This window comes from Streptomyces sp. NBC_01224 (genome assembly GCF_036002945.1).
Taxonomy (GTDB): Bacteria; Actinomycetota; Actinomycetes; order Streptomycetales; family Streptomycetaceae; genus Streptomyces.
Genome location: NZ_CP108529.1, coordinates 1,476,021 through 1,498,588, shown reverse-complemented (window position 1 = coordinate 1,498,588; position 22,568 = coordinate 1,476,021). Strand labels below are relative to the sequence as shown.

Sequence of the window (22,568 nt, the reverse complement as noted above, 5' to 3'; positions counted from 1 at the left end):
TCTCAGTCGGTCAGGCCCAGTGCCCCCGCCGCCTGGATGGCCAGCCAGACCTCCGCCAGGGCCCCCGTGGATGCCATGTCACGGTCGGTCAGAGCGCCGAAGCGGCGCAGCCGGTAGGCGAGGGTGTTGGGATGGATGTGGAGTGCGGCCGCCGCCGTCTCCGTGCGGCGGTCCCGCTCCATCCACGTGCGGACCGAGACCAGCAGCTGCGAGTCATGGGCCTCGTCGTAGCGCAGGACCTCGCCGAGTACATGCTCGACCAGCGCGGTCAGGACCGCAGGGTCGTCGGGCAGCCAGCGGCCCAGGGAGTCGTCGCCGTAGCGGACCACGGAACGGCCCGACTCGGCGGCCTTCGAGACCGCCCAGAGCGCCTCGCGCTGAGCCACCCGCAGTGCGGCACCCGGCAGGAACGGGCGGCTCATCCCGGCCGCCACATCCGGCAGTTCACCGATCTCCACGGCCAGCTGCGGTGCCCCCAGGACATAGCGGTCCGTGCCCCAGGTGAGCAGCAGATGCGGATGGTCCTGGAGGCAGCGCAGCAGCGCCTCGTCCGTGGTCTGCCGCACCACGATCAGCACGGTGTCGCCCTCGATCGCATGCCGGGCGAGCCTGCGCCGGGCCGCCTCCGGGTCCAGTACCTCCTGAAGGAGTTCGGCCAGCGTCTCCGCGCCTTCGCGGCGCAGCGTCTCGCGCTCGTTGCGCACCATCGCGACCCGCAGCGCCGCCACCGTGGCGATGTGCTGGACGACGGCGAGCCCGGCGGGCTGGGCGCCCTCCCGCTCGTACGCGACGAGGAATCCCGCCGGGCCTCCGGGCGCCGGCACGGGCAGCACGAACCCGCCCGGGACGGTCGGCGGAGCGTCCACGGAAGCGGGCAGCACGCTCGGCTCCGGCACAGGCACGCCGGGCAGCAAGGGGCGCCCCTGGGGCGTGCACAGATACACGTCGTAACCGGAGAGGTGCTCCAGTCGGCGCAGCAGCGTCGGCGTGTCGAGATCCTCGGCGACCAGCCAGCGCAGCGAGCCGAAGACCTGGAGCTGGGCGCCGAGACGGTGCCTGGCGTCCTCCTGGACCGAGGCGGCGACCTCCTGGGAGACCGCGATGAACGGGACGGCGAGCGGGACCTCCAGGACCGGGAATCCGCGCTCCTCGGCCGCCCGGAAGAACGCGTCGTGCAGCGGTGGCATGTGCAATTGCGCAGACAGGGCGAGCGCGGAGACACCGGCGTCGTCGAGCCGCTCCAGATAGGCGCGCTGTCCGGCGGCGGTACGCGGGACCGCAAGGCCCGTCGTCATGATCACCTCGGCGCCCAGCAGCCAGGGCGTCGGATCGGCGAGTTCGCTGGCGTGCGCCCAGGACACGGAGCGGCCCAGGCCACTGCTGCCCGCCTTCACGGAGAGCTGCAGAGCGGGGAAGGAGAGCAGATCCTCAACGGTGAGTTTGTCGCTGGCCACAGACAACAGCGTAGTGCTCTGTGATGTGCACAATTGTCGACCGTCGTCCGGGGCCACAGACTGTGGGACCGTCCCCATGAACAAGAGGTGGAGCGCCCGTGACTGCTTCGATCACCGAAGTCGAGACAAATGGTGTCGAGCGGATTCCCGACGCCGACCGCACCGCTCGTCCGATCGACCTCTTCCGGCTCGCCTTCGGCGGTGCCAACACCTTCGCGACGTGCGTGCTGGGCGCCTTCCCGATCCTGTTCGGCCTCTCCTTCTGGCAGGGACTGGCGGCGACGCTGCTCGGCCTCGTCGCCGGTGCGCTGCTGCTGGCCCCGATGGCGCTGTTCGGCCCGACCAACGGCACCAACAACGCCGTCTCCTCCTCCGCCCACCTGGGCGTGCACGGCCGGATCGTCGGCTCGTTCCTCTCGCTGCTGACCGCGGTCGCGTTCTTCTCGATCTCGGTGTGGTCCTCGGGTGACGCACTCGTCGGCGGCGCCCACCGACTCGCCGGCGTACCCGAGTCCGATGTGACATATGGCATTGCATATGCGATCTTCGCCGGGCTCGTCCTGGTGGTCTGCATCTACGGCTTCCGCTTCATGCTGATGGTCAACAAGATCGCGGTGGTCGCCGCATCGGCACTCTTCGTCCTCGGCGCCTTCGCCTTCGCGGGAGACTTCGACGCCGGCTACGCGGGCACCTTCACCTCGACCGCCGACCCGCTGTTCTGGCCGTCGTTCATCGGCGCCGCGCTGATCGTGCTGTCCAACCCGGTCTCCTTCGGCGCTTTCCTCGGCGACTGGTCCCGCTACATCCCGGCCACGACGCCCCGCCGCCGGGTGATGGGCGCCGCGTTCCTCGCCCAGATCGCCACGTTGCTGCCCTTCGTCTTCGGCCTGGCCACCGCCTCCATCATCGCGTCCAAGGCCGCCAAGTACGTCGACCCGGCCGCGCCCAACTACGTCGGCGGACTGCTCGCCATCTCGCCCGGCTGGTACTTCCTGCCGCTCTGCCTGATCGCCCTGATCGGTGGCCTGTCGACCGGCACGACCGCGCTGTACGGCACCGGCCTCGACGTCTCGAGCGTCTTCACCCGCTTCAGCCGGGTGCAGTCGACGTTCTTCATCGGCGCCCTGTCGATCGCCTTCATCTTCATCGGCCGCTTCGCGCTCAACCTCGCGCAGTCCATCTCCACCTTCGCGACCCTGATCATCACCTGTACCGCCCCGTGGATGATCGTGATGGCACTCGGTTACGTCACCCGGCGCGGCTGGTACGACGCGGACGCGCTCCAGGTCTTCAACCGCCGCCAGACCGGTGGCCGCTACTGGTTCAACCACGGCTGGAACTGGCGCGGGATGTCCACCTGGTTCATCTCCGCCGGTGTGGCGCTCCTGTTCACCAACCTGCCCGGCCAGTTCGTCGGCCCGCTCGGCAACCTCGCGAACGGCGCCGACATCTCCCTCCCGGTCGGCCTCGCCCTCGCGGCCGTGGTCTACCTCGGCCTGCTCACCCTCTTCCCCGAGCCGCGCGGAGTGTACGGGCCGGACGGCCCCCGATTCGTCCGGGCGTCGGACTCCGAGGTCCCGCCGATCACCGGCGGCACAGAGGAGCCCCTCACCGCCGAACCCGCCGCCGCTCACTGAGCGCCTGCCCCGCCCGTAACCAGGAGCCAACCATGAGCACGCCCGAGAGCACCCCCGTCCAGGAGATCCAGGCCGCCGCCGATGCGCTCGTCGCCGCCTTCGCCGAGGGCCGCCTCGACGACTACTTCGGTGCATTCGCCCCGGACGCCACCTTCGTCTTCCACTCCACGCCGCAGCGGCTCGCCTCCACGGCCGAGTACCGCGCGCTGTGGCAGCAGTGGGTGGCCGAGGACGACTTCCGGATCCTGGGCTGCACTTCCACCGGACAGCTGATCCAGCACCTCGGCTCCACCGCCGTCTTCAGCCACGACGTCGAGACCAGGATCGCCACCCGGGCCGGTGAGGAGACCGTCCACGAGCGGGAGACGATCGTCTTCGCCCACGCCGAGGACGGCAGCTGGCCTGCCGTCCACGAGCACCTGTCCGCTCGTACCGCGGGCTGACGGCACCGCCGCGCCGGACGAGCACCACCTGTACCGCCGACCGACCACGAGAGAGACCGGTTCCATGAGCACCACGTTCCGCAATTACATCGACGGCGTCTTCGCGGACGCCTCGGACGGCCGCACCCTCGACGTCGTGGACCCCAGCACCGGCGAGGTCTACGCGACGTCTCCGCTCTCCGGCGACGCGGACGTCGACGCTGCCATGGCCGCCGCCGCTGCCGCGTTCCCCGTCTGGCGCGACACCACCCCCTCCGTACGCCAGCTGGCCCTGCTGAAGATCGCCGACGCGATGGAGGCGCGGGCCGACGAACTGGTGGCCGCCGAGAGCCGTGACACCGGAAAGCCGCTCCACCTCACCCGCAGCGAGGAACTGGCCCCGGCCATCGACCAGGTCCGCTTCTTCGCCGGTGCGGCGCGGATGCTCGAAGGCCGCTCGGCCGGCGAGTACATGGAGGGCCTCACCTCGATCATCCGCCGCGAGCCGGTCGGCGTCTGCGCGCAGGTCGCGCCGTGGAACTACCCCTTGCTGATGGCCGTGTGGAAGTTCGCGCCCGCGCTCGCCGCAGGCAACGCCGTCGTCCTCAAGCCCTCCGACACCACCCCCGCCTCCACCGTGCTGATCGCCGAGATCATCGGCGGCGTACTGGAGGAGCTGGAACTGCCACGCGGCATCTTCAACGTCATCTGCGGCGACCGGGAGACCGGCCGTGCGATGGTCGAGCACCCGACCCCGGCGATGGCCTCCATCACCGGCTCGGTGCGGGCCGGCATCCAGGTCGCGCAGAGCGCGGCCAAGGACGTCAAGCGCGTCCACCTGGAGCTCGGTGGCAAGGCCCCGGCGGTGATCTTCGAGGACGCGGACCTGGAGAAGGCGGTCGAGGACCTGATCGTCGGCGGCTTCTTCAACGCCGGCCAGGACTGCACGGCAGCGACCCGCGTCCTTGTCCAGGAGTCCGTCCACGACGAGTTCGTCGCGGCCCTCGCCAAGGCCGCCGCCGACACGAAGACGGGGCAGCCGGACGACGAGGACGTGCTGTACGGCCCGCTCAACAACGCCGGCCAGCTCGCCCAGGTCAGCGGCTTCATCGACCGCCTCCCGGAGCACGCCACGATCGAGGCGGGCGGCCACCGGGTCGGCGAGAAGGGCTACTTCTACGCCCCGACGGTGGTCTCCGGCCTCCAGCAGGACGACGAGATCATCCAGAACGAGGTCTTCGGCCCGGTCATGACCGTCCAGTCGTTCACGGACGAGGCCCAGGCCGTCGCGTACGCCAACGGCGTCGACTACGCCCTCGCCTCCTCGGTGTGGACCAAGGACCACGCACGGGCGATGCGGATGTCCAAGAACCTCGACTTCGGCTGCGTGTGGATCAACACCCACATGGCACTCGTCGCCGAGATGCCGCACGGCGGCTACAAGCAGTCCGGCTACGGCAAGGACCTCTCCGCGTACGGCTTCGAGGACTACACCCGCATCAAGCACGTCATGACGTCGCTCTGACCCACCAGTCCCCTGCGCCCCGCCCCGGCTCCGTCCCGGGGCGGGGGCGCACCGGCGTTCCGTACTCCGCGCTCCTCCCGTCCCGACATGCGCCTTTTTGTACGGGAGCCGGAGCGGTAGTGTCGCCCGTACGCCTAGCACGGGGGGAACGGCCATGGGGGACGTAACGGATGTACGGGTGGCGGCCATCGCCAGTCTCACGCCGCTCGAAGAGCTCGACAGCGATCCGTTCCTCGTGGACACCCGCAGCCAGCACGACATGTGCGCCCGCTGGGCCGCCGACAAGGGATACGTCGTCACCCGCCAGCTGCGCTTCTACGGGCTGCGCCCCGACCACCACGCCCTGTGGACGGATGTCGACAGCGGCGCTGTCGAAGTCTTCGTCGCCGCCAACGACCGGGTGCTGGCGCGGGCCCTCACCTCGGTGCCGGAGTTCGCTGCGGAGTGCGAGCGGCGCGGCGTACGGCTGGAGATCGCGGCACTGGACGAGCCGCCGTACAACGCCCGTACGAAGGCGAGTGTGCACCGCAGGCTCTCCATGCCCACTGCCGGATACGACGGCTGCTGACCGGCCTCCTGCCCGCTGCCGCCAGTGGCCCGCGGCGGCGCTGTGAAAAGCTGGGACACTGGGCCCGGAACGGCGGGGTCCGGACGTGAGGTGGAACGGCGTGGGTGACGGGCGATGGCGAACAGCCGGCAGCGCCCTGATGCGAGTGGTTGTGGTGTGGGCGGTCTCGACGCTCACGATGCTGGCGCTCGCCGGGATTCTGCCGGACTTCCAGCTCCAGTCGGACGACGGCGACAGCATCACCAAGATCGCGTTCACCGCGGCCTGGGGCGCCGGAGCGTTCGGTCTGCTCTCCGCGCTGGTCTGGCCGGTCCTGGTACGGGCACTGCTCATCGTGCCCGCACTCGTCCTGGGAATGCTCGTCTTCTTCCTGAACGGCTCGCTGCTGCTGGTCGCCCTGCGACTCATACCGGACGGGCGCGGCGCCGCCAACCCGGAGACCGCGGTCGTCGTCGCGGCCGTGATGTCCGCCGTCGCCTCCGCAACCTCCACGGCGCTCGCCGTCCGCGACGACAACGCCTACCGGCGCCGGCTCTCACGGCTCGCCGACCGCCGCCGTAGACGCAGCGGTGCGGACAGCGGACGCAGCGGACCGCCGGGCACCGTCTTCATTCAGCTCGACGGCGTCGGCCACGACGTGCTCGCCCGGGCCGCCGAATCCCGCCTGATGCCGACCGTCGCGAACTGGCTCGCCGACGAGGAGGGCCACCGGCTCACCCCGTGGCGCACCGACTGGTCCAGCCAGACCGGCGCCAGCCAGCTCGGCATCCTGCACGGCAGCAACCACGACGTCCCCGCCTTCCGCTGGTACGAGAAGGAGACCGGCGACGTCATGGTCTCCAGCCGCCCCGCGAGCGCCATAGAGCTCCAGCGCCGGGCCATCGCACGCACCCACGACGGCGGGCTGCTCACGCTCGACGGCGCCAGCCGCGGCAACCTCTTCAGCGGCGGCGCCGACCAGCTGGCACTCGTTCTGTCCATGGCGGCCCGGCTCGGCAAGGGCCGCCGCTCCAGGGCGGGGTACTTCGCCTACTTCTCCGACCCGGCCAACGCCGTGCGTACGGCGCTGTCGTTCGTCGCCGAGGTCTGCCGCGAGATCGGGCAGTCGACCCGGGCGCGGATACGGAAGGACACGCCCCGGATCAAGCGCGGTGGGCTCTACCCCCTCATCCGGGCCTTCGCGACCGTCGTCGAACGCGATGTGGTGGTCGCCGCCGTCATCGGGGACATGTTCGCCGGACGCACCGCCGTCTATGCCGACCTGGTCGCGTACGACGAGGTGGCGCACCACTCCGGACCGCACAGCCGTGACGCGGAGAAGGTGCTCGCGCGCCTGGACCGCTCGCTCGCCCTGATCGTCAAGGTCGCCGAACACACCCCGCGCACCTACCGGATCGTGCTGCTCTCCGACCACGGGCAGAGCCCCGGAGAGACCTTCGCGGGGGCGTACGGGCTGACGCTCAAGGATCTGGTGCGGGCGGGCTGCGGGCTGCCCGTACCCCGTCGGGCGCAGCGCACCCGCAGCGGTTCGGAGGCGCGTGACGCGGTACGGATCGCCCTGCACCGGCCGGTCGAGGAGGGCGAGGTGGAACACCGTGCGAAGCCGTCCGACCCGGTCGTCCTCGCCTCCGGCAACCTCGGCCTGATCTCCTTCCCCGACATCGAGGGACGCGCCTCGCGCGAACAGCTCGACCGGAGCCGTCCCGCACTGCTCAGCACCCTCGCCAACCACCCCGGCATCGGCTTTCTGCTGGTCCGCAGCGAGCGGCACGGATCGGTGGTGCTGGGGCGTGGCGGCACCGAGGTCCCGGTGTCGGAACTGAAGGACGGGGAAGGGCCACTGGCCCCCTTCGGCCCGGGCGCGGCGGCCGCGGTGCGCCGCACCGACACGTTCCCGCACGTCGCCGACATCATGGTCAACTCGATGCATGACGGGGCCACGGGCTGCGTGCATGCCTTCGAGGAACAGATCGGCTCGCACGGCGGTCTGGGCGGTGAGCAGTCCCGGCCGTTCCTGCTGTGGCCGGCGGATCTGTCCGCGCCGGTGGCGCAGGGCACGGAGCTGGTGGGGGCCGAGCAGGTGCACGAGGTGCTGCGGCGCTGGCTGCGGGAGTGTTCGGGACCGCAGATCCCGCTGGCACCGCCGCGCTCGGTGGGGGGCGCCGAAGAGGCGGGCGGGACGGTTCGGACGGCCGGCTGAGGGGCGTTGTCAGTGGTGGGCGGCAGGATGGGGGCCATGACGAACTCAGCTGTTGTGCTCGCCGATACCGCCGCCTACGCCGCCGCGGTCGAAGAAGCGTCGCAGGCCGCCGCCGCGTACTACGCCACGGGCGAGAGCACGCTCGACGACGACGCGTACGACCGGCTGGTACGGGGGATCGCCGCGTACGAACAGGAGCACCCGCAGGAGGTGCTGGAAGCGTCCCCGACCGGCAAGGTGGCGGGCGGCGCCGCGAGCGGGGACGTGCCGCACACGGTGCCGATGCTGTCCCTGGACAACGTCTTCTCGGCCGAGCAGTTCGCCACATGGACGGCGTCGCTGGAGCGCCGGATCGGCAGACCCGTCGCCGCGTGGAGCGTGGAGCCGAAGCTCGACGGCCTGGCTGTCGCCGCCCGCTACCGGGCGGGCCGCCTGGAGCAGCTGATCACCCGGGGCGACGGCACCGCGGGCGAGGACGTCTCGCACGCGATCGGCACCGTGGTCGGCCTCCCCGAGCAGCTCGCCGAGCCGGTGACGATCGAGATGCGCGGCGAGATCCTCATGACGACCGAGCAGTTCGAACAGGCCAACACCGTGCGCACCGAGCACGGCGGCGCCCCCTTCGCCAACCCGAGGAACGGCGCGGCGGGCACACTCCGCGCCAAGGACCGCGCGTACACGGTGGAGATGACCTTCTTCGCCTACGGTGCACTGCCGCTGCCCGAGTCCGGAGAGCTGACCGACACCCTCGCCGAACTCCCGCACAGCGAGGTCCTGGAGTACGTCGCAGGGCTCGGCGTGCACACCGCGGCGGACACGGACGTGGCACCGCGCATCGTCACCACCGTCGAGGGGGTGCAGGCCCGGGTCGAGGAAGTCGGGGCCCTGCGCGCCTCGCTGCCGTTCGGCATCGACGGCATCGTGATCAAGGCCGATCTGGCGGCCGACCAGCGCGAGGCCGGTTCAGGGACCAGGGCGCCGCGCTGGGCCATCGCATACAAGCTCCCGGCCGTCGAGAAGGTCACCCGGCTCCTCGGCGTCGAGTGGAACGTCGGCAGGACCGGCATCATCGCGCCGCGCGCCGTGCTGGAACCGGTGGAGATCGACGGCTCGACGGTCAGCTACGCCACACTGCACAACCCGGCCGACATCACCCGCCGCGATCTCCGCCTGGGCGACCGCGTGATGGTCTACAAGGCGGGCGACATCATCCCCCGCATCGAGGCGCCCGTCGCCCATCTGCGGACCGGTGACGAACAGCCCATAGTCTTCCCCGAGGCATGCCCGCAGTGCGGCTCCGAGATCGACACCAGCGAGCAGCGCTGGCGCTGTGTCCGGGGCCGCGACTGCCGCCTCGTCGCCTCCATTTCGTATGCGGCGGGCCGCGACCAGCTCGACATCGAGGGCCTAGGCGCCACCCGGGTCGTCCAGCTCGTCGACGCCGGGCTGGTGGCCGACTTCGCAGACCTCTTCACCCTCGGCCGCGAGCAGCTGCTGGGCCTGGAACGGATGGGCGAGACCAGCACCGACAACCTCCTGGCCGCCATCGAAACGGCACGGACCCAGCCGCTCTCCCGGGTCTTCTGCGCGCTGGGGGTACGCGGCACCGGGCGCTCCATGTCACGGCGGATCGCCCGGTACTTCGCGGACATGGACCGGATCAGGGCCGCCGACGCCGAGGAGCTCCAGCGCGTCGACGGCATCGGCAAGGAGAAGGCCGCGGGCGTCGTCGCGGAGCTGGTGGAGCTGACCCCGCTGATCGAGAAGCTGGTGGCCGCCGGGGTCAACATGACGGAGCCCGGTGCGACGCCGCCGCCGGAGCCGGGCGAGGAGGGCACCGAAGCCGCTGCCGCCGCCGACGGGGAGGGGACCGTCGGCCTGCCGCTGGACGGGATGACCGTGGTGGTCACCGGCGCCATGACCGGCGTGCTGGAGAAGCTCTCCCGGAATCAGATGAACGAGCTGATCGAGCGAGCCGGCGGGAAGTCCTCGTCCAGCGTCTCCAAGCGCACCACGCTCCTGGTCGCCGGGGAGAAGGCCGGATCCAAGCGCACCAAGGCCGAGGACCTGGGTGTCCGGATTGCCGCGCCAGACGAGTTCGCCGAGCTGATCGCCGGTTTCCTGCCGTCGGAGGTGTGACGCACGATGGAGACCTCGCCGCGCCCGAGCCCTTGGATTTTGCCGGGGAGTGGCTTTCTTTGCCTCCCTATTGCATAGTGAGGGCTCGGCCATGCCTCGCTATCAGCGGGTCAATGGGTGTGTGAACGGCCGCGTCGGCAGGCCGGTGGGAGGGGCGATGCGTTCGCTGCACAACGGACCGCGACTCGGCCAGTCCGTCCGCCAGGAGTACCGGGGCGTCACCCGTGGCCTCGCCCTCGACCTCGGCAGCTCACGGACCCGCGCCTGGATGCCCGGACACGGCGTCATCGCCGACACCGACGCCTGCAGCGACTTCGGCGCCGGGCCTGGGCACGGCCGCCCGGTCCGGCGTGGGCGCATCGTCGACCCCGTGTCCTGCGGCCGGATGCTCGGCCGTATCGTCGACAGCACCCTGGGCTCGGACCGCACCGACGCCGTGGTCGTCCTCAGCCATCCCGTCCTCGCAGGGTCCGAACACCGCGCCGCGGCGAGGGAACTGATCGCCGCACTCGGGCCGACGAGCGTCATCGCCCTGGACAGCGCAAGGGCGGCCGCCGCATACGCCGGACCGCAGGACGGCGGCCCGCTGCTCGTCGTCGACATCGGCGCCGAGCTGACCGAGGCGACCCTCCTCGTCGACGGACTGGTCCGCGACGCCCGCCAGGCCGAGACGGGACTGAGCGACCTCGACCCCTGCGAGCCGCCCACCGCCGTCGTCCGCACCGTCCTGGACATGGTGGACGAGATGTGGAAGCAGGACCGGCACGGCGCCGTCCTCGGGGCCTTGCGCAAGGGCCCGTTGCTCGCCGGGGGCGGAGCCGCCCGCCCCGACATCACCGACCGGGTCGCGGTCCGCCTCGGCGTTCCGGTACGTCTTGCCGACGACCCGGCGACCACGGTCGTACGCGGCGCCGGGCTGATACTCGGCTCCGTGCTCCGCCGAGCCGGCGCGACACCTGCCCTGCCCGGCCGAACGAGGTGACCCCCCTCCCGGGGCCGCCCCCGGGGAATGTGCCCCCGAGGGCACGGCCGGGCGTCCCGGCACACCGCAGGACCGCACAGGCGGCCCGGCAGGCCTTCGTCGCCCTCCTTCTCGCCGTACTCACCGTCGTCGGCGGCGCCCCCGCCACCGCCGGATCCGTACTCCCCGCCCGGCCGTTCGCCGGTGTGCCGCCCTCCGCCGCGTACTCGCCCGGCGCCCATCAGCCCACCCCGCACACGGACCGGACCGCCCGCACGGGCACCGTCCACGACACCCGGCGCACCCGCACGGCCACGGCGACCGACCGCCACCGGCCGGCGCCGACGACCGCACCCCGGCCCAGGGCCGGCACCGACCACGCCCGCACCCAGCACCATCTTCCGCCGCCCGGCCCCGACTTCCTGCTGCCCGGCGCGCCGGGCATCCGCGTACCGCACCACGCCCCCCAGCGGGCCCCCGCCGCACCTCCTCGTGCCACCGACCGCTTCCGCGCGGCACTCCCCGCCGTACGCGGTCCTCCGAGGACGGCCGTTCACCGGCCACCGGTCCTGCCACCGGTCCCGTCCCACAGACCCGCCGGAACGTCCTCGCCGAGGTGAGGGCGCCCGGCGCCCCCTCGGAGGAAACCCATGACTCGCGCCACCACGGTGCGAGCGGTTCTGGCTGCGGCCGTCCTGCTCGTCTCCGTGCTCATCACGCTGACCATGTCACCCAGACTCGGCCTCGACCTTCAGGGCGGCACCAGACTGGTGCTCCAGGCCAAGGACTCCGACACCGCGAAAGCGGACCGGGAGAGCACCGACCGCACCCTTGAGGTGCTCCGCCAGCGCATCGACTCCCTCGGCGTCACCGAACCCACCCTGACCCGCTCCGGCGAAGACCGGATCATCGTCGAACTCCCGGACGTCCAGGACCCGCGCAAGGCCGCCGAAGTCATCGGCAGAACCGCCCAGCTCAGCTTCCACGCGGTCCAGGGCCCCGCCGCGCAGAACGACGACACGGCGGACGCCGAGGGCGGCAACGGGCCGACGCTCCCCGACGAACAGGGCCGCTCCCTCGACCTCGGGCCGGCCCGGCTCTCCGGCGCGGGCGTCAAGGACGCCACCGCCGCGTTCGACGCCCAGCAGGGCGCCGGCTGGACCGTCTCCCTCGACTTCCACAAGGATGCGGGCCGCGACTGGACCCGGCTGACCGGTGAGGCCGCCTGCCACCCGGTCCAGGACGACCGGCGCCGCGTCGCCATCGTCCTCGACCAGCAGATCATCTCCTCTCCACAGGTTTCCCCCTCGGTCGGCTGCAACGTCGGCCTGCCGTCCGGGTCCACCCAGATCACCGGCTCCTTCAGCGCCGACGAGGCCCGGGAACTGGCCCTGCTCATCAAGGGCGGCGCTCTGCCGCTCCCCGTCGAGATCGTCGAACAGCGGACCGTCGGCCCGACGCTCGGCGCCGCCGCCATCGACGCCAGCGCCCGGGCCGCCCTCATCGGCGCCGCGGCCACCGCACTCTTCATCACCATCGTCTACCGGCTCTTCGGCGCGCTCGCCGCCGTCGCACTCGCTGCCTACGGGGTGATCTCCTACGCGGCCCTGGTCGCCCTGGGAGTCACCCTCACCCTGCCCGGCCTCGCCGGGTTCGTCCTGGCCATCGGGATGGCGGTCGACGCCAACGTGCTGGTCTTCGAACGGGCCAGAGAGGAACACGCACAGCACCCGGGCCGCTCCCTGCGCTCCTCGCTGACCGCCGGATTCCGAAACGCCTGGAGCGCCGTCGCCGACTCCAACGTCACGACGCTGATCGCGGCCGGGCTGCTCTTCTTCCTCGGCTCCGGGCCGGTGAAGGGCTTCGGCGTCACACTCGCCATCGGTGTGCTCGCCTCGATGTTCTCCGCACTCGTCATCGCCCGCGCACTCACCGAGATCGCCGCACGCTCACGATTCGTCAGCGACTACCGGGGCATCAACGGCATCGCCGCCCCCGGCCGGGTACGCACCTGGCTGACCCGCCGCGATCCCCAGCTGATGCGTTCCCCGCGCCGCTGGCTGCTGATCTCCACGGCACTGGTCGCCGTCGCCGTCCTCGGCATCGTTGTACGCGGCGTCAACCTGGGCGTCGAATACACCGGCGGCCGGCTCGTCGAGTACTCGACGAGCCGGCCCGTCGATGTCGAGCGGGCCCGCACCGCCCTCGCCGACGCGGGCTTCGGTGACGCCGAGGTCACCACGGCGGGCGCGGGCGACCTCTCCGTACGCACCGGAAAACTCGACAACGACGGCGAACACGCCCTGCGCGCCGCCCTCGCGAAGGAGGGCGGCAAGACCACCAAGGTCCGCGACGAACTCATCGGCCCCAGTCTCGGAGACGAACTCCGGCGCAACGCCCTGATCGCACTCGGCATCGCCGTCCTCGTACAGCTGGCGTATCTGGCGATCCGGTTCCGCTGGACCTTCGCCGTGGCCTCGGTCGCGGCGCTGGTCCACGACGTCATCCTCCTGGTCGGCGCCTTCGCCTGGCTCGGACGCACCGTCGACGGCATCTTCCTGGCCGCACTCCTCACCGTCATCGGATACTCCGTCAACGACTCGGTGGTCGTCTTCGACCGGGTGCGGGAACTGTGGGCGAAGGCCCGTCGCGTGCCTCTCGCCACGGTCGCCAACCAGGCCGTCCTCCAGACCGTCCCGAGAACGCTCAACACCGGAATGGGTGCCCTGTTCATCCTGACCGCACTCGCCGTGCTGGGCGGCGACTCCCTCGCGGACTTCGCGCTCGCCCTGCTGATCGGCATCTGCGTCGGCACATACTCCTCGGTGCTTACCGCCGTACCGGCCGCGCTCCTCCTGGAGCGGAGCAGCAAGGCCCCGCCGCCCGCCCGGAAACGGGCTCCCGGACGCCGGTCCGGTACGAAGGCGGCGCGCCGGGATCCGCTCGACAACGGGGCACGCGTATAGCGGCTCCGGAACGCACATCGCCCCCGCCCCGGGGAACCGAGCCTCCTTCGGGGCGGGGGCGATGTGCGTCGGTCGTGGTGTTCCGTACGCCCGGGGCGGCACAATTCCGACCACCCACCCCGTGATCGGAGCGTGTCCGTGTCCGTCGTGCTGCGTGAGGCATGGTCCACCGTCGTACCGGACATGAACGACCGGCATGGACCGCTGCCGCCCATGATGCTCGCCCTGACCGTCGTCACCGGGCTGGTCGACGCCGTCAGTTACCTGGAACTCGGCCGGGTCTTCGTCGCGAACATGACCGGCAATGTGGTCTTCTCCGGCTTCGCGATCGCCGGAGCCCCCGGATTCTCCTTCGCCGCCTCGCTCGTCGCGCTCGCCGCGTTCGCGGTGGGGGCACTGCTCGGCGGCCTGATCGTCCACCGTGCCCTGACGCATCGCGGCCGGATGCTGTTGTACGCGCTCCTCGTCGAGACCGCCTGTGTCCTGGCCGCGCTGATCGTCACTCTGGCCTCCGGCCATCCGTTCGTGGGTGGGGTCCGCTTCGCCCTCATCGCACTGCTCGGACTCGGCCTCGGTGCGCAGAACGCCGTCTCCCGGGCGCTGGCGGTCCCCGACCTCACCACCACCGTGCTGACCCTGACCATCACAGGCATCCTCTCCGACAGCCGCTTCGCCGGCGGAGGCGGCAGCAAGGCCGGACGGCGGGTGCTCTCGGCCGCCGCCATGATGACCGGAGCGTTCGTCGGAGCCGTGGCCGTACTGCACGGGCACCCGAGACTTCCCCTGCTGCTCGCCGTGGCGGTCCTGGCGGTCGTGACCACGGCCGCGATCGTCGTGGCGCGGGCCGATGCCCCCTGGGTCCGCCCGATCGTCAGGAAGTGAGAGACCGCAGATGGTCGGCGGTCGCCCGGTCGGCGGGCAGGAACGTCTCGATGGCCAGCTCGGCCACCGTCACATCCATCGGGGTATTGAACGTCGCGATGGAGGAGACGAACGAGAGCACCTGCCCGCCGTGCTCGATGTGCAGGGGCAGTGCGAACGGCAGGGACGACGCGGGGCCGGCTCCCGCGTTCTCCCCGACAAGGCTCCCGGCGCCCCCACTGCTTCCCACGGTTCCGGCCCCCTCGGCCCTGTCACTACCTACCGGTGCGGGATAGCCCGCGACCTCCTCGTACAGCTCACGCAGCTCCGCCGACCGGGCCAGGGCGATCTGACGCTCCATCTGCGCCAGCAGATCGGCACGCCACTCCCGAAGATTGCGGATGCGTGGGGCCAGGCCCTCCGGGTGGAGAGTGAGCCGCATGGCGTTCAGCGGCGGGGCCAGCAGATGCCCGGCCACTCCCTCCAGCAGCATTGCGATACCCCGATTGGCCGCCACCACGTTGTACATACCGTCGACGACGAGCGCTGGGTAGGGGTCGTACCCCTGGAGCAGTCGCTCCATCCCTTCGCGCAGCGCGCCCAGCGCGGGGTCGTCAAGCGCGGTCTGTGCGTAGCGGGGCGCGTAACCGGCCACCACCAGCAGGGCGTTGCGTTCCCTGACCGGGATGTCGAGATGCTCGGCCAGCCGCAGGATCATGTCCTCGCTGGGGCGGGAACGGCCCGTCTCGATGAAGGAAATGTGCCGGGCCGAGGAATCCGCGCGGAGCGCCAGCTCCAGCTGGCTGATGCGACGCTGCTCCCGCCAGCTGCGCAGCAGCGGCCCTACCCCCGTGTCAAGCGCGACAGTTGTCATACCCAGACCGTAACGTCACCGGGACCGCCGACCGGCACCGATCGCTCGTGAGGGAGTCGCAGCATGCCCGCCGCACCATTGTCGCAGAAGGAGATCGAGGACCGTCTGGGTGACCTGCCCGGCTGGTCGCTGGAGGGGGACCGGATCACTTGCACCTACCGGCTCCGCACGCACTTTGCCGCCGTCGGGCTGACCGTGCATGTTGCCCAGATCCAGGACGAACTGAACCACCATTCCGATCTGACCCTCGGTTACAACACCGTCACCCTGTCCGTGAACACCCATGACGCGGGTGGTGTGGTCACCGAGAACGATCTGAACCTGGCCGCGCGGGTGGTGGCGATCGCCGCCGGGCACGGCGTGAGGTAGCCGAATGGGCGGGCACGCCGCTGAACACCGGGCCGGGGGCCGGCGCGGGCGGACGACGTGCGGCCGCGCTGCGGCGCACGCCGTCCATGCGTGATGACATGTCACATCGCAGAGCTGAAGGAAGATGCGTGATGACATGTCACATCGCAGCACCGAACCGTGGATGGCTCTCCCCGCGGGCCCCGATGAGCGCGAAGTCGACTCTTCTGTCGACCAGTTGGTAGGCGAGCTCGACGACCGACCAGGAGGTGTACGTCGACACGGGAGCGGCCGGGTGGGCGGTGACCAGGCGGTCGACGAGACCGCCCAGCAGCGGACCGTGCGTGCCGCCCAGCCGGAAGCGCTCCATCGTCCCCCAGGCGTTGGCGAACCGCACCGCCTCCTCCTGGAGTCCGCTCACGGCGGGCAGCACCACCCGGGCCCGTTCGAGCACCAGCTCACCGAGGAGCGCGGGCCGGGCACCGGTGTGGTCCCGATCGAAGGGCGGGCCGCCGAGAGCCTTCTCGATCCGTCGCAATTGCGCGCTCGGCGCAGGCTGGGCGAGCCCGAGGGCGGCGGCCGCCTTGGTCAGGCTCCCGGTGTCGGCGATGGCACGCACGGTACGCAGATGGCGCAACTCCGCTCCATGAGCGCAAGTTATGGGCCCGGCGGCCCACCGGCAATATGCCGGTGTCCATTCGGTCGGGTGTGTTCTAGAGTCGGCCAGGTGCTGAACTACGACACCGCGGCAGCCCACTACGACGCCACTCGCGGCGGCGTGCCCAGGGCCGAGGCCGCAGCCGCCGCAGTGCTCGGACTGATCCCGTCACCTGCCCGCACCCTTCTGGACATCGGCTGCGGTACGGGACTGGTCACCGAGCGAATAGCCCTTGCCCGCCCCGGACTCGGCGTGTTCGGTACCGATGCCTCGTACGGCATGGCGCAGGTTGCTCGGAAGCGGATCGGCGCGGTGGTGCTCGCCGACGCGCGTCGGCTGCCGCTGCCGGACACGGCGGTGGATGCGGTCGGCGCCATCTGGCTGCTGCACCTGCTGCGTGGGGAGGGGGATGTGCGGGCGGTGGTGTCCGAGGCGGCGCGGGTGCTGCGGCCGGGCGGTGTGTTCGTCACCACCGTCGACAAGGACGCGGCCCACGACGTGGGCAGCGACATCGACGAGGCATTCGCCCCCTACCTCGAAGCCGATCCGTCCGATTCCGCGGATCTGATCGTCGGGTACGGCTCGGAGGCCGGCCTCGATGTGGTGGGGGAGGCCCACTTCCCGGGCCATGGCCAGGGCCAGAGCCCGCTGAGCGCGGCACAGAAGGTGCGCGAGGGCTATTTCGCCTCACGCCTGAACCTGCCGGGGACGGCGGCCGAGCGGCTTGCGACCGCACTGACGTCGCTGCCCGAGCCCGACAGGCCGCGAGCGGATCCGCGGTACCGGCTGCTGGCGCTGCGCCTGAGAGATTGAGAGAGGCCCTAGCCCTTCCACGCACCCGACTGTGCCGCCGCGCGGGTGAACGCCCCGAAGTCCTTCGGATCGCGCCCCAGGACCTGCTTCACGCCCTCGGTCACCGTCGCGTTGTGCCCGTCGAGCAGCATCGTGAACAGGCCCGCCAGGAAACCGGCTTCGGGCCCCGGCACTCCGTACCCCTCCAGCATCTGCGCGTACTTCGCTCCGGACACCGGCAGATACCGCACCGCACGCCCCGTGGCAGACGCGATCTCCGACACCACCTCGTCGAACGTCAGCAGCCGCGGCCCGGTCAGCTCATGCACCGCACCCGCATGACCGTCCTCGGTGAGCGCGGCCACCACCACATCCGCGAGATCGTCGATGTCCACGAACGGCTCCGCGGTCCCACCCGCCGGGAACACCACCTCGCCGCCGAGTACCCCGTCCAGCATGGCGCCCTCGCTGAAGTTCTGCGCGAAGAACGCCGACCGTACGACGGTGAGCTCCGCCCCCGCAGCCGACCTGCGCAGGCTCTCCTCCGCCGCGACCGCCTGCGGCTCACCCCGCCCGGACAGCAGCACCAGCCGCCGCACCCCGTGCTCCGTCGCGATCCGCCCGAAGGCTGCCATCGCCTCCGGCGCACCGGGCGCCGCCAGATCCGGGTAGTACGTCACATACGCTGCGTCCGCACCCCGCAGAGCCGGTGCCCAGCCCGACTCGTCCGCCCAGTCGAAACGGACCTCGGCACTGCGCGATCCGGCCCGCACCACCACTCCGCGAGCGGCCAGCCGCTCCACGACCCGGCGGCCCGTCTTCCCCGTGCCGCTCGTCACCAGTACCGTTTCCCGCTGCACGTTCTCGGTGTTCTGTGTCATGGCTCAAGGCTCGCCCGGTGGTGCCGTCCACGACATCCTCGAACCGCTCAGCTCCATACGCGTACGTCTACGCTGGCGGTCATGGATGCACTCGCCGGACTCCTGGACGGACCGAGGGCCAGGGGCGCCTTCCTGCTGCGGATGGTGATGGAGCCGCCGTGGTCCGTGCGGATCGAGGACCGGGCGCCGCTCTGCCTGATGTCGATGACCGACGGAGAAGCCCGGATCGTCCCGGCCGCGGGCGGCGACCCCGTGCTGCTGCGGCCCGGTGACATCGCCATCGCGCGCGGCCCGGATCCGTACACCGTCGCCGACACCACCGGCACCGCGCCGCACGCCGTGATCGGACCCGGCGGCATCTGCACCACCCTGCACGGTGAGCCGCTCTCCGAGTCCATGCAGTTGGGGGTGCGCACCTGGGGCAACGCCCCCGATGGCTCGGCGGCCATGCTCATCGGCACCTATCTGCTGGACGGCGAGATCAGCAGGCGGTTGCTCGACGCCCTGCCCCCGCTGCTCCGCCTGCCCTCCGGCGGGCGGGTCGGCCCCCTGCTGACGCTGCTCGACGAGGAGATCTCCAAGGACGAGCCCGGCCAGAGCGTGGTCCTGGACCGGCTTCTCGATCTGCTGCTGATCGCCGCGCTGCGGACCTGGTTCGCCCGGCCCGGAGCCGAGGCCCCGGCCTGGTACCGGGCCATGGGCGACCCTGTCGTCGGGCAGGCCCTGCGGCTGCTGCAAAGAGACCCCGCCCACCCCTGGACGGTCGCCGCTCTGGCCGCCCGGATCGGGGTCTCCCGGGCCGGGCTCGCCCGACGCTTCACGGAGTTGGTGGGGGAGCCCCCGATGGCTTATCTGACAGGCCGGCGCCTCGCCGTCGCCGCGGATCTGCTGCGGGAGACGGACGCCACGGTCGAGGCGGTGGCACGGAAGGTCGGGTACAGCCAGTCCTTCGCATTCAGTACTGCCTTCAAGCGCGTCCGAGGCGTCAGCCCCCAGGAATACCGGAGCAGCGACTTGCTGAAGCAGCAAAGAAACTTGCCGGGGAGCTGATGTGTGATGAGGCTGTTTCCATGAGCCAGCACACCGACCACGGTCATCAGAACGGCATCACCAGCAGTCATCACCACGACAGCACTCACGATCATCAGCGCGACAACACGCATGGACACCATCACGGCACGACCGAATTCGACTGGGACGTCATGGGCCCGCTGCTGGAGCAGAACGCCGAGCTCAGCCGCCCGCAGTACGAGGAGGCGGCCCGTTGGATCGCCGGCCTGACCACGGCTGCGAAGGTGCGCAGGATTCTCGACATCGGCTGCGGACCCGGCGTGATCGCCTGTCTGCTCGCCGAGGTGTTTCCCGAGGCGGAAGTCGTCGCCGTCGACGGCACCCCGGCGCTTTTGGAACGCACCCGGGCCCGCGCGCAGCGGCTCGGTCTCGGTGACCGGGTCCGTACACAGCAGGCCGACATCCCCGACGGCCTCGCCGAGCTGGGGGAGGCGGATCTGATCTGGGTGGGCAACACCCTGCATCACATGGGTGACCAGCGCGCAGTCCTCGCCGGGTTCGCCGCGCTGCTGCGCCCCGGTGGGACCGTCGCCCTGGTGGAGGGCGGTCTGCCACCCCGCCAGCTCCCGCGTGACATCGGCATGGGGCGGCCGGGTCTGGAGGCCAGGCTCGACGTGATCATCGCGGACTGGTTCGAGGACATGCGGGCGTCACTGCCCGGCACCAAGCGGGAGACCGAGGACTGGAGCGCCCTGTTCACCGCGGTGGGTCTGGACCCGCAGGGCACCCGCAGCTTCCTGCTCGACCTTCCGGCGCCGCTCTCCGCGCCGGCCCGCGACCATGTCATCGCCGAATTCGCCCGTCGGCGCGAGATGTTCGAAGAGTCCCTGGCGGTCGACGACGTCGCCGTACTGGACCAGTTGCTCGACCCTGAGGACCCGGCCGGGCTGCGCCGCCGCCCCGATGTCTTCCTGCTCACGGTCCGTACGGTGCACCTGGCCCGACGGGGTGACCTGTGCTGACCTGCTAGTTTCCCGGGACACAGCGGACGCGGCGGGCAGCGATCTCGCCGAGCGCGGCATACGCGGCACAGCCGCGTCGACCGGATCCACGCGTTGCTGGACGCCGATCTCGACTCTGCCCACGTACGGGCCGAGCTGCTGCCGGCACTGTCGGCCTGGCCGGGGGAGAACGCCGAATCGGACGGGGCGGTCCGCACATCCCGGCCGTGATGAACAGCCACCAGTGACACCGCGGCTCCACTCTCACACACCAGTGCCGCACTCCTGCGTGATCACCTTACCGAGCAGCCCCAAGCGTCGTCGAGGAGTGTGTCCGGGATGGACAGCGGCGGCAGGAACCGCAGTACGTTGCCGTAGCTTCCCGCGGTCAGCACCAGCAGGCCCCGGTCGTGGCGGCGTCGCGTGATATGGGCCGTCAGCTCGGGGGCCGTCCGCGCCGACCCGTCCGACCTCGCCGAACGCATGGGCCTGTCCGCGCGGGACACACCGTCCGACGCGGACCCCGACGCCCCCATGCGCCTGGTGGCCAACCCCATCGGGCTGCCCCGTACCCCGCCGCGTTACGAGCGGCGCCCGCCGCGGCTCGGCGAGCACACCGAGGACCTCAGGCGCTGGCTGGACAGCTGACATCCCGGCCGGCCCGCCTCCGTACCCCGGCACCCATTGCGATCCACACGGGCAGCACGGGCCGATGTGCCGCTGTGTGCGATATCGCAGCTGCTGTTGCTCGCGCTGCTGACCGCCGTCAACCTCATCTCGATACGCTCCTGCGGAGAGTTCGAGTACTGGTTCGCATTGATCAAGGTCATCGCGATCGTGATGTTCCTGGCAGTTGATGAGCCTCCTGGCCTGGGGCATCGCGCTGCTCGCGTACGCCGCCGGCCGGGCGCTGCGCTCCGGACGGACGCACCGGATACGGCCGACGTCGCCGGGGAATGAGCGCTCGCCCGCGGCCACCGGGCACCCGGCGACCCGAGCGGCGCTCCTTGGCGCGCTCCGTCGATGCGTCACCGCAGGTCAGGGCGGGTGGGACTGTGGATGACGGGTGCTCAGGGTGATGGCCTACGGCTCCTGCCCGGGCCGTGTCAACAAAGACACGCCGCCGCCAGGGGTGAGAGGGCATCAGCAAGTCGCCCGGACAGGCTAATGGCACATCAATTCACCCATAAATAAGGATGATTGAAAGCTTGTCAGATTATCTGGAAATGGCATTTGGGTGTCTTGTGTACCCCGATTGGCGCTCCGGCCCCGCCCCTTCCAACGCGTCCGATATGACAGCTATGGGGACCGTAAGTACGTTCAATCTCGGGTCGGCTGCTCGGTCGGCCTCTCTGAGACAGGAGAAGTGACATGGTTACGCGTTCCACTGTCGTTACCGCCGCTCTCGCGGCTGCCGCGGCCCTGGCCGCCACCGGCATCACGTACGCCTCGGCTGCCTCCACGGAGCCCGCCCAAGCCGCCCCGGTCGTCCAGCAGCAGGCCGCCGCCCCCGTGTCGGCCCTCAACGGCGGTGAGTCCGGCAACGGCAACGGCAACGGCAACGAGGGCAAGGGCAACGAGGGCAACGAGGGCAGGGGTGGTGGCTACGAGAACAAGGGTGGTGGCCGCGAGAACAAGGGCCACCGGGAACACTTCGAGGGCCGGATCCACATCAACGAGCGCACCTACACCGCCGAAGGGGGCGGCTGCATCACGGTGGTCAGCGGTCTCGGTTCCAAGACCCTCAACATCCGCAACGACAGCCGCCGGACCGTCGAGGTCTTCCGTGGCGCGACCTGCGACAACGGCGCCCCGCTGGCGACCGTCGGTCCCTGGAGCTCCAGCGACGGCGTCTTCCCGGGTCGTGTCCGGGGCGGCGTGAAGGTTCACAACGGAGTCGTGGGCAGCTTCCGGGTGATCGAGCGTCACCACGGCGGCGGCGGCTACGGCGACGAGGGCGGCGACTACTGAAACCGGTGATCGAACACCATCACGGTGGCCGGTAACCGAGTAACACTACAAAGGCCGGTGATCGATTCACCCGCCTGACATAGAACCCCGGCCCGCCGGAATCGGGCCGGGGTTCCAGTCTGGATACTGCTGCCACGCCATAGTAGAGCCGGACGGCGAGGCGCACTGCCAGCCCGGCTGGACCGCCGTGCCGTACGTGGCCTTCGAGCCTTTGGCAGGACCCGGCGACCGGGGCGGCAGAACGTGGCGCCGGCGCGGCAGACGCCGCCCACGTCCCGGCCGCCGGGAGCCTGGCCAGG

Annotated in this window: 21 protein-coding genes and 1 pseudogene; 17 read left to right on the top strand and 5 right to left on the bottom strand. The window is 71.0% G+C overall.

Annotated elements, in window-relative coordinates; genetic code table 11:
- Nucleotides 1-2: 2 nt before the first annotated feature.
- Entirely contained in the window at nucleotides 3-1,454 is a 1,452-nt protein-coding gene (locus tag OG609_RS05955) for a PucR family transcriptional regulator (RefSeq protein ID WP_327271825.1), read from the bottom strand.
- A gap of 98 nt (nucleotides 1,455-1,552) precedes the next feature.
- On the opposite strand from OG609_RS05955, the gene OG609_RS05950 reads away from it, so the two are divergent.
- From OG609_RS05950 to OG609_RS05905, 10 genes are all read left to right on the top strand, one after another.
- On the top strand, nucleotides 1,553-3,091 hold the full coding sequence (locus tag OG609_RS05950; protein ID WP_327271824.1) for a purine-cytosine permease family protein: 1,539 nt from the start codon (nucleotides 1,553-1,555) through the stop codon (nucleotides 3,089-3,091).
- Nucleotides 3,092-3,123: 32 nt separating this feature from the next.
- Complete coding sequence (locus tag OG609_RS05945) at nucleotides 3,124-3,534, top strand: YybH family protein (protein ID WP_327271823.1); 411 nt, start codon at nucleotides 3,124-3,126, stop codon at nucleotides 3,532-3,534.
- Nucleotides 3,535-3,598: 64 nt separating this feature from the next.
- Entirely contained in the window at nucleotides 3,599-5,038 is a 1,440-nt protein-coding gene (locus tag OG609_RS05940) for a gamma-aminobutyraldehyde dehydrogenase (protein WP_327271822.1), read from the top strand.
- A 154-nt stretch (nucleotides 5,039-5,192) separates the two neighbouring features.
- On the top strand, nucleotides 5,193-5,606 hold the full coding sequence (locus OG609_RS05935) for a hypothetical protein (protein WP_327271821.1): 414 nt from the start codon (nucleotides 5,193-5,195) through the stop codon (nucleotides 5,604-5,606).
- 100 nt (nucleotides 5,607-5,706) lie between these two features.
- Complete coding sequence (locus OG609_RS05930; RefSeq protein ID WP_327271820.1) at nucleotides 5,707-7,806, top strand: phage holin family protein; 2,100 nt, start codon at nucleotides 5,707-5,709, stop codon at nucleotides 7,804-7,806.
- A 27-nt stretch (nucleotides 7,807-7,833) separates the two neighbouring features.
- Nucleotides 7,834-9,945: an NAD-dependent DNA ligase LigA gene (gene ligA / locus OG609_RS05925; RefSeq protein ID WP_327271819.1), complete on the top strand. Its 2,112-nt coding sequence runs from the start codon at nucleotides 7,834-7,836 to the stop codon at nucleotides 9,943-9,945.
- 157 nt (nucleotides 9,946-10,102) lie between these two features.
- Nucleotides 10,103-10,927, top strand: a complete 825-nt coding sequence (locus OG609_RS05920; RefSeq protein ID WP_327271818.1) for a rod shape-determining protein MreC — start codon at nucleotides 10,103-10,105, stop codon at nucleotides 10,925-10,927.
- A 29-nt stretch (nucleotides 10,928-10,956) separates the two neighbouring features.
- Nucleotides 10,957-11,526, top strand: coding sequence for a hypothetical protein (locus tag OG609_RS05915; RefSeq protein ID WP_327271817.1), 570 nt, complete (start codon nucleotides 10,957-10,959; stop codon nucleotides 11,524-11,526).
- Between the two features lie 30 nt (nucleotides 11,527-11,556).
- Nucleotides 11,557-13,872: a protein translocase subunit SecD gene (gene secD, locus OG609_RS05910; RefSeq protein ID WP_327271816.1), complete on the top strand. Its 2,316-nt coding sequence runs from the start codon at nucleotides 11,557-11,559 to the stop codon at nucleotides 13,870-13,872.
- A gap of 138 nt (nucleotides 13,873-14,010) precedes the next feature.
- Nucleotides 14,011-14,754, top strand: coding sequence for a YoaK family protein (locus OG609_RS05905; protein ID WP_327277947.1), 744 nt, complete (start codon nucleotides 14,011-14,013; stop codon nucleotides 14,752-14,754).
- On the opposite strand, the gene OG609_RS05900 is transcribed toward OG609_RS05905, so the two are convergent.
- A complete protein-coding gene (locus tag OG609_RS05900; RefSeq protein ID WP_327271815.1) occupies nucleotides 14,744-15,607 on the bottom strand; it encodes a helix-turn-helix domain-containing protein in 864 nt (287 codons plus the stop codon). The two genes, OG609_RS05905 and OG609_RS05900, sit on opposite strands and share 11 nt — an antisense overlap.
- Before the next feature lie 63 nt (nucleotides 15,608-15,670).
- Here OG609_RS05900 and OG609_RS05895 point away from each other — a divergent pair, with 63 nt between their 5' ends.
- On the top strand, nucleotides 15,671-15,976 hold the full coding sequence (locus OG609_RS05895; protein ID WP_114247647.1) for a 4a-hydroxytetrahydrobiopterin dehydratase: 306 nt from the start codon (nucleotides 15,671-15,673) through the stop codon (nucleotides 15,974-15,976).
- Nucleotides 15,977-16,136: 160 nt separating this feature from the next.
- Here the strand turns inward: OG609_RS05895 and OG609_RS05890 are convergent.
- Nucleotides 16,137-16,592: pseudogene (locus OG609_RS05890) on the bottom strand (LysR family transcriptional regulator); the annotation flags it as partial.
- Between the two features lie 90 nt (nucleotides 16,593-16,682).
- Between OG609_RS05890 and OG609_RS05885 the strand changes: the two are divergent.
- Nucleotides 16,683-17,426 carry a class I SAM-dependent methyltransferase gene (locus OG609_RS05885; RefSeq protein ID WP_327271814.1) on the top strand — a complete coding sequence of 248 codons (744 nt, stop codon included), beginning with the start codon at nucleotides 16,683-16,685 and terminating at the stop codon, nucleotides 17,424-17,426.
- Between the two features lie 8 nt (nucleotides 17,427-17,434).
- Here OG609_RS05885 and OG609_RS05880 read toward each other — a convergent pair whose 3' ends face one another.
- A complete protein-coding gene (locus OG609_RS05880) occupies nucleotides 17,435-18,286 on the bottom strand; it encodes an NmrA family transcriptional regulator (protein WP_327271813.1) in 852 nt (283 codons plus the stop codon).
- 81 nt (nucleotides 18,287-18,367) lie between these two features.
- Between OG609_RS05880 and OG609_RS05875 the strand changes: the two genes are divergently transcribed.
- Both OG609_RS05875 and OG609_RS05870 read left to right on the top strand, forming a co-directional pair.
- Nucleotides 18,368-19,336, top strand: a complete 969-nt coding sequence (locus OG609_RS05875) for an AraC family transcriptional regulator (protein ID WP_327271812.1) — start codon at nucleotides 18,368-18,370, stop codon at nucleotides 19,334-19,336.
- A gap of 20 nt (nucleotides 19,337-19,356) precedes the next feature.
- Nucleotides 19,357-20,319, top strand: a complete 963-nt coding sequence (locus OG609_RS05870) for a class I SAM-dependent methyltransferase (protein WP_327271811.1) — start codon at nucleotides 19,357-19,359, stop codon at nucleotides 20,317-20,319.
- 272 nt (nucleotides 20,320-20,591) lie between these two features.
- Here the strand turns inward: OG609_RS05870 and OG609_RS05865 are convergent, their stop codons facing one another.
- Nucleotides 20,592-20,783, bottom strand: a complete 192-nt coding sequence (locus OG609_RS05865) for a hypothetical protein (protein ID WP_327278403.1) — start codon at nucleotides 20,781-20,783, stop codon at nucleotides 20,592-20,594.
- On the opposite strand from OG609_RS05865, the gene OG609_RS05860 reads away from it, so the two are divergent.
- From OG609_RS05860 to OG609_RS05850, 3 genes are all read left to right on the top strand, one after another.
- Nucleotides 20,782-20,946 carry a hypothetical protein gene (locus tag OG609_RS05860; RefSeq protein WP_327271810.1) on the top strand — a complete coding sequence of 55 codons (165 nt, stop codon included), beginning with the start codon at nucleotides 20,782-20,784 and terminating at the stop codon, nucleotides 20,944-20,946. The two genes, OG609_RS05865 and OG609_RS05860, sit on opposite strands and share 2 nt — an antisense overlap.
- A 36-nt stretch (nucleotides 20,947-20,982) precedes the next feature.
- Nucleotides 20,983-21,258 carry a hypothetical protein gene (locus OG609_RS05855; protein ID WP_327271809.1) on the top strand — a complete coding sequence of 92 codons (276 nt, stop codon included), beginning with the start codon at nucleotides 20,983-20,985 and terminating at the stop codon, nucleotides 21,256-21,258.
- A 411-nt stretch (nucleotides 21,259-21,669) separates the two neighbouring features.
- Nucleotides 21,670-22,269 carry a hypothetical protein gene (locus tag OG609_RS05850; protein WP_327271808.1) on the top strand — a complete coding sequence of 200 codons (600 nt, stop codon included), beginning with the start codon at nucleotides 21,670-21,672 and terminating at the stop codon, nucleotides 22,267-22,269.
- Nucleotides 22,270-22,568: the final 299 nt, after the last annotated feature.